The sequence below is a fragment of the Pseudoalteromonas sp. NZS127 genome, from assembly GCF_015864805.1.
GTDB classification, from domain to species: domain Bacteria; phylum Pseudomonadota; class Gammaproteobacteria; order Enterobacterales; family Alteromonadaceae; genus Pseudoalteromonas; species Pseudoalteromonas nigrifaciens.
Window position 1 is genome coordinate 46693 of record NZ_JADYWN010000005.1, and the last position, 16161, is coordinate 62853.

The following is a 16161-nucleotide window of genomic DNA, read 5'->3' on the forward strand; positions in this document are numbered from 1 at the left end:
TCTTACATGAATAAAAAGTTCTGCTTTATATTGTTTTTTTATTAAATAGTCGTAAATAACCGTAGTTAGAGCCAAAATTACTACTTGGTATGATGGCAAATATGATACAACTACCACTATTGAAAACAAACATTGCTCTATATGGGCATTGTAACCGCAAAGTACCTCTGACATGAACCAAAATAAACATCACATTGCAGATGTCGCTATTATCGGTAGCGGCGCAGCGGGCTTATCACTTGCCTTATCTTTAGCTAACTATTGTAACGTTACCGTAATCAGTAAGGGAGCACTCACTGAAGGTTCCACACTCTATGCCCAAGGTGGTATAGCCGCGGTATTTGATAAGAAACATGACAGTATAGAATCACATGTGCAAGACACGCTCGATGCGGGCGGTGGCTTATGCGACAAAGAAGCAGTGCACTATACCGCTAGTAATGCCCACGATTGTTTGCAATGGTTAATTAATCAAGGCGTACCGTTTGATATAGAGCTGGATAGCCATGGTAAAGAGCGTTTTCATTTAACGCGTGAAGGCGGCCACAGCCACCGACGCATTTTACACGCCGCCGACGCTACTGGTAAAGCCGTACAAACTACATTAATCAGCCAAGTTCAAGCCCACAAAAACATCACCCTGTTAGAGCATTACAACGCCATTGATTTAATTACAGATAAAAGCGGCAATAAAGCCAGCTCGCATATAAATGGCATGTATGTATGGAATAAAAACGCCAAAAAAGTAGAAACAATTGCGGCTAAATTTGTTGCTTTAGCGACAGGTGGTGCTAGTAAAGTGTATTTGTATACTTCAAACCCTGATGTTTCCAGTGGTGATGGTATTGCTATGGCATGGCGTGCGGGTTGTAGAGTGGCGAACATGGAATTTAACCAGTTTCATCCAACCAGTTTGTACCACCCTGAATTACAAAACTTTTTAATTACCGAGGCAATGCGTGGTGAAGGAGCTTATTTAAGACGCCCCGACGGCAGCCGATTTATGCACGAGTTTGATGAGCGTGAAGAGCTTGCTCCTCGCGATATTGTTGCTCGCGCTATCGACTTTGAAATGAAACGTTTGGGTGCCAATTGCGTATTTTTAGACATTAGTCACAAAGATAAAGATTTTATTATTGAGCACTTCCCCACTATATATGCAAAGTGTCTAAGTGTCGGGCTCGATATTACCAAAGATCCTATTCCTGTTGTACCTGCAGCGCATTATACCTGTGGTGGAGTAATGACTGACTTTAATGGTAAAACCGATTTAGATAACTTATATGCAGTAGGTGAAGTTGCTTATACCGGCTTACATGGTGCTAATCGTATGGCGAGTAACTCATTACTAGAGTGTATTGTGTTTGCCCATGCGGCTGCAAAAGACATTTTAAGCAAAATTGAACATGCACCAGAGCCCATTAATCTGCCGCACTGGGATGAAAGCCGCGTAGCTAATTCAGATGAAGAAATAGTGATTACTCACAACTGGCATGAACTAAGGTTGTTTATGTGGGACTACGTGGGTATTGTGCGCTCAACCAAACGCTTAGAGCGTGCACTACATAGAGTTGAGTTGTTACAGCAGGAAATACATGACTATTACGCTAACTTTAGAGTTAGTAATAACTTGTTAGAGCTGCGTAATTTGGTACAAGTTGCCGAACTAATTATTCGCAGTGCACTTGAGCGTAAAGAAAGCCGTGGCCTGCACTACACTATTGACTATCCAGAGCAAAACGCTAATCCAACACCTACTATTTTAACTCCACAGCGTTAATTGCATTAAGTGTGGCGCGTTTTAGGCGCGCATAGCTTTGTACATCAACACTATTGGCTGTAATAATCAGCCAATAGTTGTTATTAAAACCCTTAATATAAAGCCAAACACTGTTGCCAATTAAGCGGCTTTTAGCACTTATTTCGCCTTGAATTAACCGTGTGCTATTTTCAAACCTAAACTGCTTTGGGGCTAAAATAATAACGCCTTCAAGTGGCTGTACTGCCTGCATTTTTAGCCATACAAGTATGGCCGCTACAAAGTTAACAACTATGCAAAAAATGATTGCCTCGAGTGAACTTAAAAATAAGCACAGCAATAATGTTAAAACACAAAAAAAGACCACAATAGGTTTATGGTCTGTTTTGTTTGCTGTAACTGTAAACCTATACACGAACTCGGTCTAAAATAAGTTGCACCATGCTGTTGAGCTGCTCATCTTTACATTCTTTATGGCCCATAAACCAAGCAAATAAGTCAGGATCTTCTTCGGTAAGTAAACGCTGAAAAATAGCTTGCTGTTCAACGCTAAGTGAATCAAAAGCATCCTCTACAAAGGGCATAAACAATACATCTAGCTCTAGCATGCCACGGCGACAAGCCCAACGGATACGTGCTTTACTATGAATTTCAGTCATTTTAAACCTCATATTTAATTGACCTGAGTTTAACAAATACCAATTAATTTAGCAGCTCTTAATCACTTATTAAAATAATAAAAACCCGTACAGAGTTAGCTGCTGTACCCAAGGTTGTATCTACGTTATTATGTTACCTCATTAAATAGTCAAAGAAGGTGTTTATGTCGATTGTTCATGCATGTGCTTTATCTCATCAGCTTATTAGCTTCTCTGGCGCAGATAAATTATCTTATCTTCACGGACAAATCACTCAGGATATCAACAAGCTAACCAACAACAATTATCTTTGGGCCGGGCACTGTAGCGCCAAAGGTAAGTTATGGGGCGTGTTTAAATTATTTTCTCATCAAGATCATTACTATTTAATTGGCTCTAAGGCTGAAGTGGAGTGCTCTTTAGCCGAGTTAAAAAAGTATGCGGTATTTGCTAAAGTAGACATTAACGTAGCACCACAGCGATTAATTGGCTTAATTAGCGACGACTTTACTGAGTTACTCACACAACTTAATATCGAATTTGCGGCGCAAGACACTGCATGCGATTTTAGCCATGGTAAAGCTCTTAAGCTTACCGGCAATCGACTTTTACTAATGGTAGATGAGCAATTTAACTTGCCTGATAACGTAGTAACGCTTGAAAACGATATGCTATGGCAACAAGCTGCTATTTTAGCCGGCGAGCCACAGCTTAATGAGCAAGCGATTGGTGAATACGTGCCGCAAATGGTTAACTTGCAAGCAATAGGTGGCATTAGCTTTAAAAAAGGCTGTTACGCAGGGCAAGAAACCGTAGCGCGAATGAAATACTTAGGTAAAAATAAGCGTGCTATGTATATCGTTTCAGGGCAAAGCGATGGGTTACTTACTGAGTTGGATCTAGAAAGACAACTAGGCGAAAACTGGCGCCGCGCTGGTAAACTTATCAGCCAGAGCTTTAATGAACAAAGTAAAACACTTACTGGCCTTGTAGTGTTGCCAAACGATACTGATGTTACTCAGGTACTTCGTGCAAAACACACTCCTTCGGTAGAGCTAAACATTCTTCCTCTACCCTACTCTCTTGAAGATGAATAAATAGGACTGACTATGATCGTTGCAGCAAACAAAGTGGTAAAAATGCATTATTCGGTATTAGATAATGACGGCAATACCATTGATAACTCGTTCGATGGCGAACCACTAATTTTTATTATTGGCACCGGCTATCTAATTTCAGGCCTAGAAAATGCTCTGCAAGGCAAACAAGCTGGCGACACGTTAAGCGTAAAAGTTGAACCTGATGAAGGTTACGGCGAACGTAGTGACAACTTAATGCAAGCTGTGCCTAAAGAAATGTTTGAAGGCATGGAAATTGAAGTGGGTATGCAGTTTCGTGCATCAACCGATGATGGCGATCAATCAGTCATGATCATCGACATTCAAGACGAAGAAGTTATTGTAGATGGTAATAACCCACTGGCTGGTATTACGCTTAACTTTAATGTAGAAATTTTAGAAGTACGCGATGCAACCGAAGAAGAACTAAGCCATGGTCATGTACATGGTGAAGGCGGTTGTGGTCACGACCACTAAAATGCCCTAAGCAAATAAAAAAGCGCCTAAGGCGCTTTTTTTGTTACTAAACTCAATTTAATTACATTTAAACCGCAGCAGGTTTAGCATCATCGGAAGCTGCTTTAAGTGTTTCTGCAGGTGCTATTTTACCTTCAAGCGCTGTGAGTAAGCCTTGCTGATCATTAGTACCCACTCTGTATAAAGTGCCATCCTTAAGGGTAAGTTGAATAGCACTAAAACCAGACACTGTATATATCCAGCCATCGTGGGTAATACGAATACCAATCCCATGACGATACGAGTTTTGCACCGCTTTAGCTTCTGCAATATCTGCAAGTGCAATACTTTGCCCAGCAACACCAGGACCAAATGCCCAACTAATATGAGTGTCATTTACTTTTACGGTTAAGCCATGAAACAAAAAACCCACCAGCACTAAAATACCGGCAAACACCATAAGTGGGCCATCAGCCCCAATTAAATTCCAGGCAAGGGCTACAAAGCCACCAATCCAGGCTAATACAAAAAATATAAATAGCGCATACTGCTTATGCTGATACATAACACTCTCAAAATTAAATAACGATACGATTAAAAATAAAACAACTTAAAAGCTATAAACTAATGTTGCGCTGAGCTCTGAGTCAAACTTGAGCTTATTTTCTTCAGGTTTGGAATTATAACGATACATATAAGCAAACTTAAGTGATACCCCACCAATTACTTGGCTGATCAAGGCTGTTTCTGATTTTAATCGTGAATTAAGCCCCGACAAAGACTGCTCTATACTTACATCTTGGTTAAAGCGCGTTCGCTCAGAAACCAACCGCTCCCATTGCATAGCAAAGCGCACTAAATAACCTACTTTGTTTTTATCATCTTCGCTAACATCAGACTGCTCCTCAGCCACAGAGCGATACAAACCAGGTCCTATATCAATATCAACTTTATTTTTAACGCCTTGGTAAACGCGCGCACCATAACCTGTTGCTACAGTACTTTTAAACGCTAGACCGCTAAATTTATCTTCTTCGTAATCGCCATAAATAAAAAATGAGGAATTCTTAACGCCTACTTTGTAGTTACCTTGCGCTGATATAAACACCCGGTTAGCGGTCACATCAGACTTTCCGGTGTCATCGTTATGATCGCGTTTGTATAAGGAATCTATTTTAAATTGATTACGCCAGCTTTCAAAATCTTGATAAAGGTTACCTTTGAGTTTAAAACTGGTCGAATTAGTATTGCCTTTACTTAATATAAAACCAAATTCGGTGTCGCCGTAAAGCATTTCGCCTTTATGTAAATCATGAATTTCTTCATCCGAGAGTTGTCCGTATTCATGAAAATCTTCAAAAGGATCGACAGCCCAACTTGGGCGGCAAACCATTAAAAAAATTAAGAATAAAAACTTACGCAAAACACTCTCTCTTGTAGGTGATCATAAAACAACTTTAACTAAAACTGAGTTACTCAGTCTCTTTCCATAAAATGTGACAAAAAGGCGCGTCTTTATCACGGCTAATTAAAATTTTAGCGAATAATACATCGTCATTTTCAAATTCTAAGCCTACTAACACCTGCAAAAAATGATCAGCTTCAACTTCTAGAGCAACAAAATCCTGCCATTGCTCATCGGGCTCGCCCTCTTCAATAAAACCAAGTTCTTCTCTGTATTGATTAAAAGTTTCAACGTCTTGCTCATTCAGGTTGCTTGGTGCCAACTCTAAAAAAATATCGTACGCTTGATGAGTTGCTTCTTCTTCTGTGTATAAACGCGGGCCTGACATGAGTAGTTAACCTTTGAGCTTTTAAAGTATGATCATAATACCAAAAGTTATCGTTGTTTTGAGAAAAAAACGCTGAAAAAACTGACTTTCTTCAGTCTCTTAATTGTTATAAGTAAAATCAATCAATTGAGACCTGCCGCTGAGTAATAAATTCATTTTATTTTAGGGTCTGTTGACCTTTGCGGATTAAATTTGTTCAAACTAGGGGCGATTTAATCACGGCGCGAGGTTTGTAACCTAGTGGGCTAAGTAAAAACCGAGCAAAGCTTCCGCGTCCTGCTCACGCCCCTTACCTACATCCATGTAGGCAACAAAGAGTCAATCGCCCCTAGGCAGAACCCTTCGGGCAGCGCATGTTTGGCATTGATGCTACGTTATCGCCTATTTATGGGGAATAACCACACCACATAGGCTCTGCCTTGCCTAAATACCAAACACACTGCTGCAAATTTAACCTTGAAAGATAAACAGACCCTAATCAACCACGCTCACTTTACTTAACTTAAATAACATCATAAGCTCAGGCAACAGGTCAGAGGAGTGCAAAATGATAAAGTTAGAAAAACAACAAGGCATTGCAATTGTCACACTAAGCAGAGCTCAAAAACAAAATGCTTTAAGCTTTGCTATGTTTGTTGAGCTTAATAAAATAATAAAAAAGCTTAAAAAAGATCGCAGCATCCGCGCCGTAGTTTTAAAAGGCGATGGCGATCACTTTTGCGCGGGGTTAGATATAGCCGCAGTTATGGCGTCGCCGCTTAATATTATTAAATTATTATTTAAATGGTTACCTGGCAATAAAAATTTAGCCCAGCGGGTAGTATTGGGTTGGCAATCGCTTAGCGTGCCGGTTATTGCCCAAATTAATGGCAACTGCCTTGGCGGTGGATTGCAAATTGCACTCGGCGCTGACTATAGAATAGTGCACCACGATGCCCAATTTGCCATTATGGAAGCGCGTTGGGGGTTATGCCCAGATATGGGGGCTAATGTTGTAATGAGCGGTTTAGTAAAACGCGACCAAGCACTATGGCTTGCCAGCCATGCTGATCCAATAAGTGCGCTACAAGCAAAAGAGCTTGGCTTGGTCACTCAAGTAACTGATGACACCGAGGCTGCCACACAAAAAATGTTGGAAATACTATTAGCCCGCTCGCCCGACACTCTGGCGGCAATTAAGCGCGTTACCCAGCAAAGCTATAAAACTCAGCAACGCAACATACTCGCCAAAGAAACCTTTAGCCAAATTAGATTATTACTTAGCCCAAATACCAAAAAGGCAATTGCTAAAGCAAAGGGTAAAACCGATATTCATTATGCCAACCCTAAACGCTGGTAAGATGATGCATGCATAAATAACAGGGATTTGTTAAAGTTAAATTCCTGACTTTCCAATGAGTTCTCTAATGAAATATGTGTTAAGTAGCGCAATTATTTTACTCTGCTTAGCGGCGGCTAAATTCATTATGCACAGTATTGGCGGCAGTTTTCCTGCGCCTTTACTAGCAATGGTTATTTTATTGCTGCTACTGTTAACTGGCATAGTAAAAGAGCATCAATTAAAGCCCTGCGCTTCACCTATTTTAAATATTATGCCCATCTTTTTTATTCCTGCGGGGGTTGGCTTTATTGAGCACCTTGGCTTAATAAAGTCGCATTGGCCTTTTTTAGTTGCCATTGTATTGCTAGTCCCTATTAGTACCTTATTGTTAGTGAGTAGTGTTATTGCCTACTTTAAAGGACGCGTAAATAATGACTGAGCAACTAAAATCGCTAACAACACAACTAACTCCAGATTTATGGTGGCTTAGCGTACCGTTTATTATTGCGCTGTTTTTATTATTAAGGCTACTTAACCAGCGGGTTAAGCATGTTATTTTAAAATCACTTACTAACCCTGTATTTTTAAGTATAGCTATTATTGCTTTACTCTTGGTTAATTTAAACTTGCCTTACACTAAATTTGCTAGCCACAGCCAATTACTAAGTTGGCTGTTAGAGCCCGCTATTGTGGCACTAGCATTACCTTTATATCAGCAGTTTGTTCATGTACGTAAAAACTTACTCTTAATTGTAACCACTTGTAGTTTAGGGATTATTAACGCCACTGTAGTGGCTTTTTTACTCAGCATGATATTTGCTGTACCCACACAACTTAGCGCCTCAGTTGCAGCATTGAGTGTAACAACTCCTATAACGCTAATTGTAACCGAGTCATTAGGCGGTATTGACTCACTCGCTGCTGCCTTGGTTATTTTTATTGGTTTATTGGGTGCTTTATTTGGCTTTGTACTTTTTAAACTAATTAAAATTTATAACCATGAAGCGCAAGGCGTTGCCATGGGTACTGCCTGTCACGCTATTGGCACCGCAGCAGCATTGGTTGAGCATCCTAAAATAGGTGCATTTTCATCGGTTGCCATGGCATTAAGTGCGCTTTTAACGGCTGTAATAGTACCGTTTTTATATCCAATCTTAGTCAACACTTTGCTATAGTTAGCAAAAATATTTAACAGCCATCTTAAGAGCATATATGATCAGCCCAGAAATAGAACAGTTTGAAAAATACTACGCCATGCTTACCGAGTATTTAGTTACCTATAGCATGCAAATTGTAGGTGCTATTTTCATACTCTTAATTGGCTTATGGGTTGCGCAAAAGCTTGCCAACGTAGTGGCTAATTTAATGGCTCGCCATAATATTGACGTCACGTTAACTAACTTTGTGAGTAACCTAGTTAAAGTGTTGCTCATAATAATTGTCATTATTATTGCGCTGGGCAAAATAGGCATTAGTGTTACCCCTTTTGTGGCCGCTATTGGTGCTGCGTCGCTTGGTGCGGGTTTGGCAATGCAAGGTATGTTGTCTAATTATGGTGCTGGCCTTGCTATTATTGCCACTCGTCCTTTTGTGGTTGGCGACACTATAGAGGTTAAAAATGTCAGCGGGCAAGTTAAAATAATAGAGCTGGGGCATACAGTACTTATTGACGAAGAAAAGGTAGAAATAACTATACCCAATAAGCATATCCTCGGTGAAATACTCCATAACTCGTTTAAGTTTTCATTGGTAAAAGGCGAAATTACCATTGCTTACAGCGCGTGCTCAAATACCGCAGTTCAACTAATTGAAGATGTTGTGAATGGCCATGAGCTTGTGGCTAAAGTGCCCAATGCACAAATTGGTATAGAACGCTTTGCCGACAATGGCGTAACTATTAGCTACCGCTACTGGGTACCAACCACTAAAATAATCGAAACCAAGTTGGCTATTAATGGTGGGGTTTATAGCGCTATGAATAAAGCGAATATTGAAATACCTTTACCGCAGCGCATTGTTAGTATTATTAAAGGTGATTAATTTATAAACCTAAACCGTTTAAAGCGGTTTAGGTTGATCTATACTGGGGTTTAATTCAAGTTTAGGCGCACTCATACCTTTTAGTAATCGGCCAAAAATATCAGCCCCAGTAATAATGCGTTTTTCATCGCCCCATACCAGTACTACATCGTGCTCAATTGCCCCATCGAATGACTTGTCTAATGAATGACTGGCGCGAATTTTTAAAATAACGTCACTTAAGCGCATACTTTCATCGATCACTATTATTGGTCTGTGGCAAAAGTGGTACGGATCAAATGTGTCTGGCTCAAACAAAGCTGCGCGTAAAAAGCCATCCGCATCAACCACTAACAAAGGATCACCGGCCTGATTAGTAATAATTACCCAGTTGTAACCAGACTTGTGCAGTTTGCGTAAAAATTCATTATCGGCACTGAGTGTTAGTTCAGGAAATATTGGTAAATCAAGCTTGGTTGGTAACGCTATGATTGAGTCGGGATCTATCACTTCGCCTTCTTGAGTAACACTAATTTCATCTAAACTAAAAAAGTTAAGTGCACCAATACCTTCTACGTGCTGTACATCGGCTTCTTCAGCTTCTATGTGCTTACGAATAATGCCTCTGAGCTCACTCTCTGCAAAGTAGGTAATACCTTCTTTGCCTAACCAAGCATCGAGTATTAGCCCTGTAGGCTTAGCAACGACATAAAACAGTAATTGATAAAACTTAATTAACGGCGACAACATGCTGGCCATTTTTAACGCATTACGTGAAAAATACGCCTGTGGTGTAATTTCGCCAATAATAGTAATAGCAATAGTTGAGAATAAAAAAGAACTTGCACCCATTAATACCGAGTCAGAAAGTAAGGTCAGCAGTACGTTAATACCTACGTTTCCCCACAAAATAGTCGAGAGTAAAAAGTTTGAATCGTTACGCAGTGCCATTACTTTTATCGCAGCGGCGTTACCTTTACTGCTTTCCATTTCGAGTTGTAATCTACTTAGCGAAAAAAACGCCAAGTTTAAACCCGAAAATATTGCTGACTGCGAAATACACAGTGCAATAGCACACCAAATCATGACATCAAAAGTCATTGTTTTTCCTATTTATTTACGCGTTCCTTGCGATACAAGGCACTATAACAGTAGCAAACTACCTAAACCTAAAAAGGTAACAAAACCAACTATATCGGTTACTGTAGTTAAAATAACTGAGCCCGAAAGCGCAGGATCTATTTTCATTTTATCTAAAATAGAAGGGATCACTACACCGGCTAACGATGCTGCAACTAAGTTAAGCAAAATAGCCACGGTAATAGTAATACTTAGCATAACGTCGTTAAACCACAAAAAGGTCAATGCGCCAATAACAAAAGCCCATACAAAACCATTTACCGCGCCCACTCTTAGCTCTTTTTTAAGTAGCGCTGCGCGGTTAGAGTCGGTTACCTGGCCAAGTGCCAAGCCACGTACAATAACGGTGAGCGTTTGACTCCCGGCAATTCCGCCCATAGAGGCTACTATTGGCATTAATACCGCTAAAGCCACTACTTGCTCTATAGTTGCACCAAACAGGCCAATAAACCACGAGGCTAAAAATGCAGTCGCCAAATTTATACCTAACCAAATACCTCGGTTTTTAGCACTTTTTCGCACACTCGCAAATAAATCTTCGTCTTCACGCAGACCACCCGCTTTAGCGGCAGCCTCGTCGGTTATTTCTTGGCGTAACTCATACGCTGAAGCAATGGTTAAACGGCCCAGTAATTTGTTATCAACATTAACAACCGGCATTGCCATTTTTTCGCTATGAATAACCACTTCCGCAGCTTCGTATAAATCATCATCTGCATGCAGCGATACATAGTCATGGTTTGCTAAAGTAATTAAACTGTCGTTGTCATTGGCTTTTATTAAATCATTAATTGCCACTTCACCAATTAAACTGCCCTTACGGCTCACTAAATAAATAACCTCTGTGAACTGCGGCAACCCTTTATGGAGTAACTTTTTAGCGCCTCCCGCGGTTAACTTTTCAGACACTTTTAAAAAGTCAAAACCTAACCAGTGACCTATTTGCTCAGAAGGGTATTGTTGCGCTAATTCATATTGCTTTGTTTGTGCTTCATCGAGTTGTTTTTTTGCATACTCAACAAATCGCTCAGGAATTACTTCTTCAAGCTCAAGCAGTTCTTCTACATTAACTTCGTCTAATAGTTTAAAACCGTCGCTATCATCTAAAGTTTGCAGTAACCATAAGGTGCTGTCATCGCTTAAATTAACAAATATTTCGTGTTGCGTGTCTTCATCTAACAACTGCCAAATTTCAAGGCGCTGCTCTTTAGGTATTGCTTCAAAAAGCAATGATAAATGCTCAGTTGATAATGTTAATTGTGCGTCTATTAATAACTTATTTTTGCGCTCTGTGGTGTCGCACTGTAATAAGTCATTTATGAGTTGGGGTAGTTTATCAACCGGATACTCAATCATCTTAAGCCTTAAATTTTAGTAGGTTATATTAGTAAATAGTCACTTATTAATATGTATTGCTATTAGTGTAACGTAGCGGGCATAAAATATTGAAAAAATATGCAAACTCATCCGCTTTTTTCGCATTGTATGCGTAAAAATAACCAGCGGTTAATGTTTTTTTATTATTTTTTAAATTTAATTATACAAGCACAATCACGACTTACTTTTGATATGATTTCAGATGCTTAAGTGTAGGCAATTTCATACATCTTCATTAACTAACCTGAACTCTGGTTAAGAGATTTACTAACATATTGAATCATCGTTATATTTAATTTTATTTTCTCTAGCCAGAGGTTTTCAGTGAAAACAAGGCGAATTTACGCGTCAATAGCTGGCCTATTGCAAGTAAATTCAACGCAGTTAGCGCTGAAAATAGCTGCTTGAGATAAGTTTATTATCCGGAGCTCAGGTTAACTAGGAAGGATTTTTTGCAGCAGGCAAAATAAAAGCCGTAACTAAAAATTACGGCTTTATAAATGATTAAATTTAAAAATATGTCTTAAATTTTAAACTGCCCTACCAATTCGCCTAAGCTTTCACCACGACCAGCTAAATGTAAACTTACCGATGACGTTGTTTTACTTGACTCTGTTAGCTCATTTACAATTTCTTGAATAGCAAAAACATTACGGTTTATCTCTTCAGTTACACTACTTTGCTCTGTTGCAGCTGTTGCTATTTGGGTACTCATATCGTTTATTGTGGTAACCGATGTAGTAACCGCGCCTAAGCTTTCTGAAATAGCACGTGATGACTCAACTGAGCGATTACAGCTTTGCTGACTTGCTTGCATAGCGTTAACCGCCGCAGTAACTAAGTTATGCAGCTCACTAAGCATTTCGCTAATTTCTAACGTACTTACTTGTGTACGACTTGCTAAGCTTCTTACTTCATCAGCAACGACTGCAAAACCTCTGCCCTGCTCACCCGCACGAGCCGCTTCAATTGCTGCGTTAAGTGCCAGTAAATTTGTTTGCTCTGCAATACCACCAATAACGCTTAATACACTATTAATCTTTTTAGATTGCTCACTTAATGAATCAACCTGTTCTGCAGCTGTATTTATTTCGGCCATTAAGTTTGATACTTCACTTAAAGATATATCAACACATTCTTGCGCTCTTGCTACTTCTTGCGTTGCTGCCTGAGTTGACACCGCAACTTGGGTCGTATTTTGCGCCACTTCGTGAGAGGTTGCAGACATTTCAGTAATCGCGGTCGCGACTAAATCAGTTTCATGATTATGTTTTAATAACTTATCTTCAATCACCAAAGTTTGCGTATTTATATCTACTGATGCTGTTTTAACATCGTTAGTTACATCAACCACACTGGCTATAATACCGTGCAATTTACTCACGAATATATTAAACGACTCACCTAATTGGCCAATTTCGTCGTGGCTGTCAATTTCTAAACGTCTAGTTAAGTCGCCTTCACCTTTAGCTATGTCATCAAGGCTTTGCACCATTCTTTGTATTGGTTTAAGCATATGGTTGGCAGCAAATAAAGCCCCCGCAATAGTTAATAACAAACAAAAGAACGCAATGATCAATAAGGTGGTTACTTTTTCGTTCATGCTTTTTTGCATAGATAGCTCAAAGCCTTCAAGCTCTGCTTCTATGTCGTCCATATAAGCGCCAGTGCCTAGCATCCAGTTGGTTCCAGGGATCATCGCTGCATAACCAATTTTTTCAACTAAGCCGTTGGTATTTGGTTTTTGAAAATGATAGGTAAATGCTCCGCCACCCTGGCGTGCTTGTGCAAGTAAGCCCACAATGATTTTTTTACCATTGGGATCAGTCATGGCTATTTTGTTTTGCCCTTCTATCGCATCACCTAACATGGCATGAAAAACACTCACGCCATTAGTGTCATAAATAAAGAAATAGCCGTCTTCGCCAAAGGTTAGTTTTCTTAATGCATTTTTAGCATCTTGCTCAGTGCCATTTGCAAGCTGGTGCTGTACTACTTGACTACCAATTTCAATTTCAGTTTTTAATAGCGTTTGTTTATCTTTTAATAACTTACTTTTAAAAGTGTCAAAGCTGTGCTGCTGACTTTGCATTTCTAAATAGTACGAACTTGATAAAAAGCTGACCAATAATAATATTAGCGGCAAAATAGCTAGTAGTAACAATTTGCTTTTCAAGCTTAAATTACTCATTTCTTCTCCAAATAAACACATTGCAAGCTGTAAAAGCCCTACTCTTATTTTGTAACTTAGTCGCTGCAAAATTTATAATTTACTCTAGCCCCCCTTCATCACATAAACGGCTAAGTCTATTTAATTTAGGTAGGTACTTACTTAAAAGTATAACTAATGGCTAGTGATTATAGTCGTAGTTACTTTGGTTTAATACTAAAAGACGCCATTGTCATTAATAAACCTAAGCTAAATAGTAATAAAGTTGCAACTTACTCTAGTATAATTAATAGCCTTTAAAGTAAGTAAAACACCTAATACAGGTAAAATATTTAATTAATTGCCGCAATGATGAGCAAGCACAACATAAAATACTACTTACAATATAAACAATTTAAATTTGTTTAGTTTTTTTGCTTTTTGTAACATATAATTAAAATATTAATACTAAACTCCTATAACAAATCAGGTACAATTATTTTAATTGCACCTTGGCTATTTATTAATTAAAACGAAGGGTTAATGAAGTATTTATTTTTTATACTGCTATTTATCACCGCAAATGTAACTGCTAAACCTGAGACTAATAATAGTATCGCTTTTTATTACTCTGCACCTATGCCCTTAGCTGAAATGACTTTTTATTCGCGTGTAGTAGTGCAACCCGAGCTAATAACCAAGCACGAGCTGAACTGGCTCAAACAGCGTAACATTGCTGTTTATGCTTATTTAAGTGTTGGCGAGTCGTTTTCAAAAAGTGAGTCTTCACTTAGTGTTAATCCTAATTGGAATAGCCATATTAGCGACTTAACTGCAGCGCAGTGGCAACAGCATATACAAAATAGTGCGCTATCACTAAAGGCACGTGGCTTTAATGGCTTATTTTTAGATACCCTTGATAGCTACCAGCTATTAGACAAAAAACATAATAAAAGCGCCCAGCAAGCGTAATGCCGATCAGTTAAGGTTAATTGATCGGTTGACCGATCTAAATGATCGTGAATAATCCGTAATTAGTTTCGCTAATTACGGTTTTTTTATGGATATTCAAACAGCTCTTTCAACCACTTTCTCATCTGCTGATGAATTTACAACGCTTGATAACTTATCTGGCATATTAGATCCCGAATTACTTAACCAAGCTTTTAAAAAGTCAGGTGTCGCCACCGTTCGTAAACGTCGCTTACCACTCGATGCTGTCGTTTGGTCTGTGATTGGTATGAGCTTATTTCGTCATGAATCTGTTTGGGATATAGCCTCTAAAATGGACATCGCATTACCAGGTAAAGGGAAACTAGTTGCCCCTAGTGCCATGGTTCAAGCGAGACAACGCTTAGGTGAAAGTGCTGTCGAGCAGGTCTTCAAGATGATGGCGTCACGGCATTATAATCATGCCCACTTTGATACATTTTGTGGCTTAAATCTATTAGCTGTTGATGGCGTTGTTTTTCGTACACATGATACGCCAGAGAATAAAGACGTATTTGGGTGTGGCTCAACCCAGTATGGTGAAAATACCTATCCGCAAATTCGAATGGTATGCCACATGGAGCTAACGAGCCATCAACTCATTAATTGTACTTTTAACGGGCAACATCAAGGGGAAATGACACTCGCTGAAGAGCTCATTGAAGGTACACCGGATAACTCATTAACCTTATTTGATCGCGGTCATTATTCATTAGGGCTTTTGCATCGTTGGCATCAAGCAGGGACTGAAAGGCACTGGATGATACCTGTCAGAAAAGGCTTAACGGTTGATACCATAAAGAAAATGAGTAAAAATGACCAGTTAGTGCGTCTTAAAACATCGCCACAAGCGCGAAAAAAGTTTACTGACTTGCCAGAGTTTATAGAAGCTCGTCTGCTTACTTACACGCATAATAATAAGCAGTATCAGATTCTTACATCAATGCTTGATGTAATGCGTTACCCATCAAAAGAAATCGCTGATTTGTACATGCATCGCTGGGAAATAGAAATAGGATATCGAGAAATAAAACAAACAATGTTGCACTCAAACTATATCCTACGCTCAAAAAGGCCGGATATGATAAGGCAAGAATTGTGGGGGTTACTAATTGCCTACAATATTATAAGAATAGCCATGCGTGAGGCAGCAGAGTTACTAGAAGTATGGCCAAATCAACTGAGTTTTTCTCATTGTTCAAGACATATCAATGTATTTCTGTTAACTATCCCACTGACAAGTCCGGGAAATTTACCAAAACACTATGAGCATTTATTAGAAACGCTGACGCTATTTCAGTTACCAACAAGGCGTCATGAGCGCAGCTTTCCACGATGTGTGAAAAAGAAACCATCTAAATATCCCTATAAAAAAAAGCCAGTCAGTGTTAACTGACTGGC

General features: G+C 39.2%; 17 protein-coding genes. 9 read left to right on the forward strand and 8 right to left on the reverse strand.

What is annotated here, in order from left to right; translation table 11 throughout:
• Positions 1–172 precede the first annotated feature (172 nt).
• Positions 173–1780: an L-aspartate oxidase gene (nadB, locus tag I6E78_RS06700; RefSeq protein ID WP_011327421.1), complete on the forward strand. Its 1608-nt coding sequence runs from the start codon at positions 173–175 to the stop codon at positions 1778–1780.
• Here nadB and I6E78_RS06705 read toward each other — a convergent pair.
• Both I6E78_RS06705 and I6E78_RS06710 read right to left on the reverse strand, forming a co-directional pair.
• On the reverse strand, positions 1758–2126 hold the full coding sequence (locus tag I6E78_RS06705; protein WP_041454661.1) for a hypothetical protein: 369 nt from the start codon (positions 2124–2126) through the stop codon (positions 1758–1760). The genes nadB and I6E78_RS06705 overlap by 23 nt on opposite strands.
• Positions 2127–2166: 40 nt before the next feature.
• Positions 2167–2418: an FAD assembly factor SdhE gene (locus I6E78_RS06710; protein WP_011327419.1), complete on the reverse strand. Its 252-nt coding sequence runs from the start codon at positions 2416–2418 to the stop codon at positions 2167–2169.
• Positions 2419–2582: 164 nt separating this feature from the next.
• Here I6E78_RS06710 and ygfZ point away from each other — a divergent pair, with 164 nt between their 5' ends.
• Both ygfZ and I6E78_RS06720 read left to right on the forward strand, forming a co-directional pair.
• On the forward strand, positions 2583–3494 hold the full coding sequence (gene ygfZ / locus I6E78_RS06715) for a tRNA-modifying protein YgfZ (protein ID WP_089367843.1): 912 nt from the start codon (positions 2583–2585) through the stop codon (positions 3492–3494).
• 12 nt (positions 3495–3506) lie between these two features.
• Complete coding sequence (locus tag I6E78_RS06720; protein ID WP_011327417.1) at positions 3507–3992, forward strand: FKBP-type peptidyl-prolyl cis-trans isomerase; 486 nt, start codon at positions 3507–3509, stop codon at positions 3990–3992.
• A 67-nt stretch (positions 3993–4059) separates the two neighbouring features.
• Here I6E78_RS06720 and I6E78_RS06725 read toward each other — a convergent pair whose 3' ends face one another.
• From I6E78_RS06725 to I6E78_RS06735, 3 genes are all read right to left on the reverse strand, one after another.
• Positions 4060–4536 (reverse strand): hypothetical protein, encoded by a 477-nt coding sequence (locus I6E78_RS06725; protein ID WP_011327416.1) that lies wholly within the window; start codon positions 4534–4536, stop codon positions 4060–4062.
• A gap of 45 nt (positions 4537–4581) precedes the next feature.
• A complete protein-coding gene (locus I6E78_RS06730; protein ID WP_086995029.1) occupies positions 4582–5364 on the reverse strand; it encodes a DUF481 domain-containing protein in 783 nt (260 codons plus the stop codon).
• 79 nt (positions 5365–5443) lie between these two features.
• Positions 5444–5764: an HI1450 family dsDNA-mimic protein gene (locus tag I6E78_RS06735; RefSeq protein ID WP_011327414.1), complete on the reverse strand. Its 321-nt coding sequence runs from the start codon at positions 5762–5764 to the stop codon at positions 5444–5446.
• Positions 5765–6311: 547 nt separating this feature from the next.
• Here I6E78_RS06735 and I6E78_RS06740 point away from each other — a divergent pair.
• The 4 genes from I6E78_RS06740 (at position 6312) to I6E78_RS06755 (ending at position 9125) form a co-directional block, all read left to right on the forward strand.
• A complete protein-coding gene (locus I6E78_RS06740; RefSeq protein ID WP_089367841.1) occupies positions 6312–7103 on the forward strand; it encodes a crotonase/enoyl-CoA hydratase family protein in 792 nt (263 codons plus the stop codon).
• Between the two features lie 67 nt (positions 7104–7170).
• On the forward strand, positions 7171–7524 hold the full coding sequence (locus I6E78_RS06745) for a CidA/LrgA family protein (RefSeq protein WP_011327412.1): 354 nt from the start codon (positions 7171–7173) through the stop codon (positions 7522–7524).
• Positions 7517–8260, forward strand: coding sequence for an LrgB family protein (locus tag I6E78_RS06750; RefSeq protein ID WP_086995023.1), 744 nt, complete (start codon positions 7517–7519; stop codon positions 8258–8260). Before I6E78_RS06745 ends, I6E78_RS06750 begins: the two co-directional genes overlap by 8 nt.
• 37 nt (positions 8261–8297) lie before the next feature.
• Positions 8298–9125: a mechanosensitive ion channel family protein gene (locus I6E78_RS06755; protein WP_089367840.1), complete on the forward strand. Its 828-nt coding sequence runs from the start codon at positions 8298–8300 to the stop codon at positions 9123–9125.
• An 18-nt stretch (positions 9126–9143) separates the two neighbouring features.
• Here I6E78_RS06755 and I6E78_RS06760 read toward each other — a convergent pair whose 3' ends face one another.
• The 3 genes from I6E78_RS06760 to I6E78_RS06770 all read right to left on the reverse strand — a co-directional run bounded on the left by I6E78_RS06760 (position 9144) and on the right by I6E78_RS06770 (position 13812).
• On the reverse strand, positions 9144–10205 hold the full coding sequence (locus tag I6E78_RS06760; protein ID WP_089367839.1) for a DUF21 domain-containing protein: 1062 nt from the start codon (positions 10203–10205) through the stop codon (positions 9144–9146).
• Between the two features lie 42 nt (positions 10206–10247).
• Complete coding sequence (locus tag I6E78_RS06765; RefSeq protein WP_011327408.1) at positions 10248–11600, reverse strand: magnesium transporter; 1353 nt, start codon at positions 11598–11600, stop codon at positions 10248–10250.
• 544 nt (positions 11601–12144) lie between these two features.
• The gene (locus I6E78_RS06770) at positions 12145–13812 is read right to left on the reverse strand and encodes a methyl-accepting chemotaxis protein (RefSeq protein ID WP_011327407.1); all 1668 of its coding nucleotides are present in this window, start codon (positions 13810–13812) and stop codon (positions 12145–12147) included.
• 501 nt (positions 13813–14313) lie between these two features.
• Between I6E78_RS06770 and I6E78_RS06775 the strand changes: the two genes are divergently transcribed.
• Positions 14314–14742, forward strand: a complete 429-nt coding sequence (locus tag I6E78_RS06775) for an endo alpha-1,4 polygalactosaminidase (RefSeq protein ID WP_225741070.1) — start codon at positions 14314–14316, stop codon at positions 14740–14742.
• Positions 14743–14830: 88 nt separating this feature from the next.
• Positions 14831–16156, forward strand: a complete 1326-nt coding sequence (locus I6E78_RS06780) for an IS4 family transposase (protein WP_197182189.1) — start codon at positions 14831–14833, stop codon at positions 16154–16156.
• The last annotated feature ends 5 nt before the right edge of the window (positions 16157–16161 follow it).

Excerpts from the sequence above, each read along its gene's own strand:
- nadB (WP_011327421.1), top strand. The coding sequence starts at position 173 with ATGAACCAAAATAAACATCACATTGCAGATGTCGCTATTATCGGTAGC.
- I6E78_RS06710 (WP_011327419.1), bottom strand. The coding sequence starts at position 2,418 with ATGACTGAAATTCATAGTAAAGCACGTATCCGTTGGGCTTGTCGCCGT.
- ygfZ (WP_089367843.1), top strand. The coding sequence starts at position 2,583 with ATGTCGATTGTTCATGCATGTGCTTTATCTCATCAGCTTATTAGCTTC.
- I6E78_RS06720 (WP_011327417.1), top strand. The coding sequence starts at position 3,507 with ATGATCGTTGCAGCAAACAAAGTGGTAAAAATGCATTATTCGGTATTA.
- I6E78_RS06725 (WP_011327416.1), bottom strand. The coding sequence starts at position 4,536 with ATGTATCAGCATAAGCAGTATGCGCTATTTATATTTTTTGTATTAGCC.
- I6E78_RS06730 (WP_086995029.1), bottom strand. The coding sequence starts at position 5,364 with ATGGTTTGCCGCCCAAGTTGGGCTGTCGATCCTTTTGAAGATTTTCAT.
- I6E78_RS06735 (WP_011327414.1), bottom strand. The coding sequence starts at position 5,764 with ATGTCAGGCCCGCGTTTATACACAGAAGAAGAAGCAACTCATCAAGCG.
- I6E78_RS06740 (WP_089367841.1), top strand. The coding sequence starts at position 6,312 with ATGATAAAGTTAGAAAAACAACAAGGCATTGCAATTGTCACACTAAGC.
- I6E78_RS06745 (WP_011327412.1), top strand. The coding sequence starts at position 7,171 with ATGAAATATGTGTTAAGTAGCGCAATTATTTTACTCTGCTTAGCGGCG.
- I6E78_RS06750 (WP_086995023.1), top strand. The coding sequence starts at position 7,517 with ATGACTGAGCAACTAAAATCGCTAACAACACAACTAACTCCAGATTTA.
- I6E78_RS06755 (WP_089367840.1), top strand. The coding sequence starts at position 8,298 with ATGATCAGCCCAGAAATAGAACAGTTTGAAAAATACTACGCCATGCTT.
- I6E78_RS06760 (WP_089367839.1), bottom strand. The coding sequence starts at position 10,205 with ATGACTTTTGATGTCATGATTTGGTGTGCTATTGCACTGTGTATTTCG.
- I6E78_RS06765 (WP_011327408.1), bottom strand. The coding sequence starts at position 11,600 with ATGATTGAGTATCCGGTTGATAAACTACCCCAACTCATAAATGACTTA.
- I6E78_RS06770 (WP_011327407.1), bottom strand. The coding sequence starts at position 13,812 with ATGAGTAATTTAAGCTTGAAAAGCAAATTGTTACTACTAGCTATTTTG.
- I6E78_RS06775 (WP_225741070.1), top strand. The coding sequence starts at position 14,314 with ATGAAGTATTTATTTTTTATACTGCTATTTATCACCGCAAATGTAACT.
- I6E78_RS06780 (WP_197182189.1), top strand. The coding sequence starts at position 14,831 with ATGGATATTCAAACAGCTCTTTCAACCACTTTCTCATCTGCTGATGAA.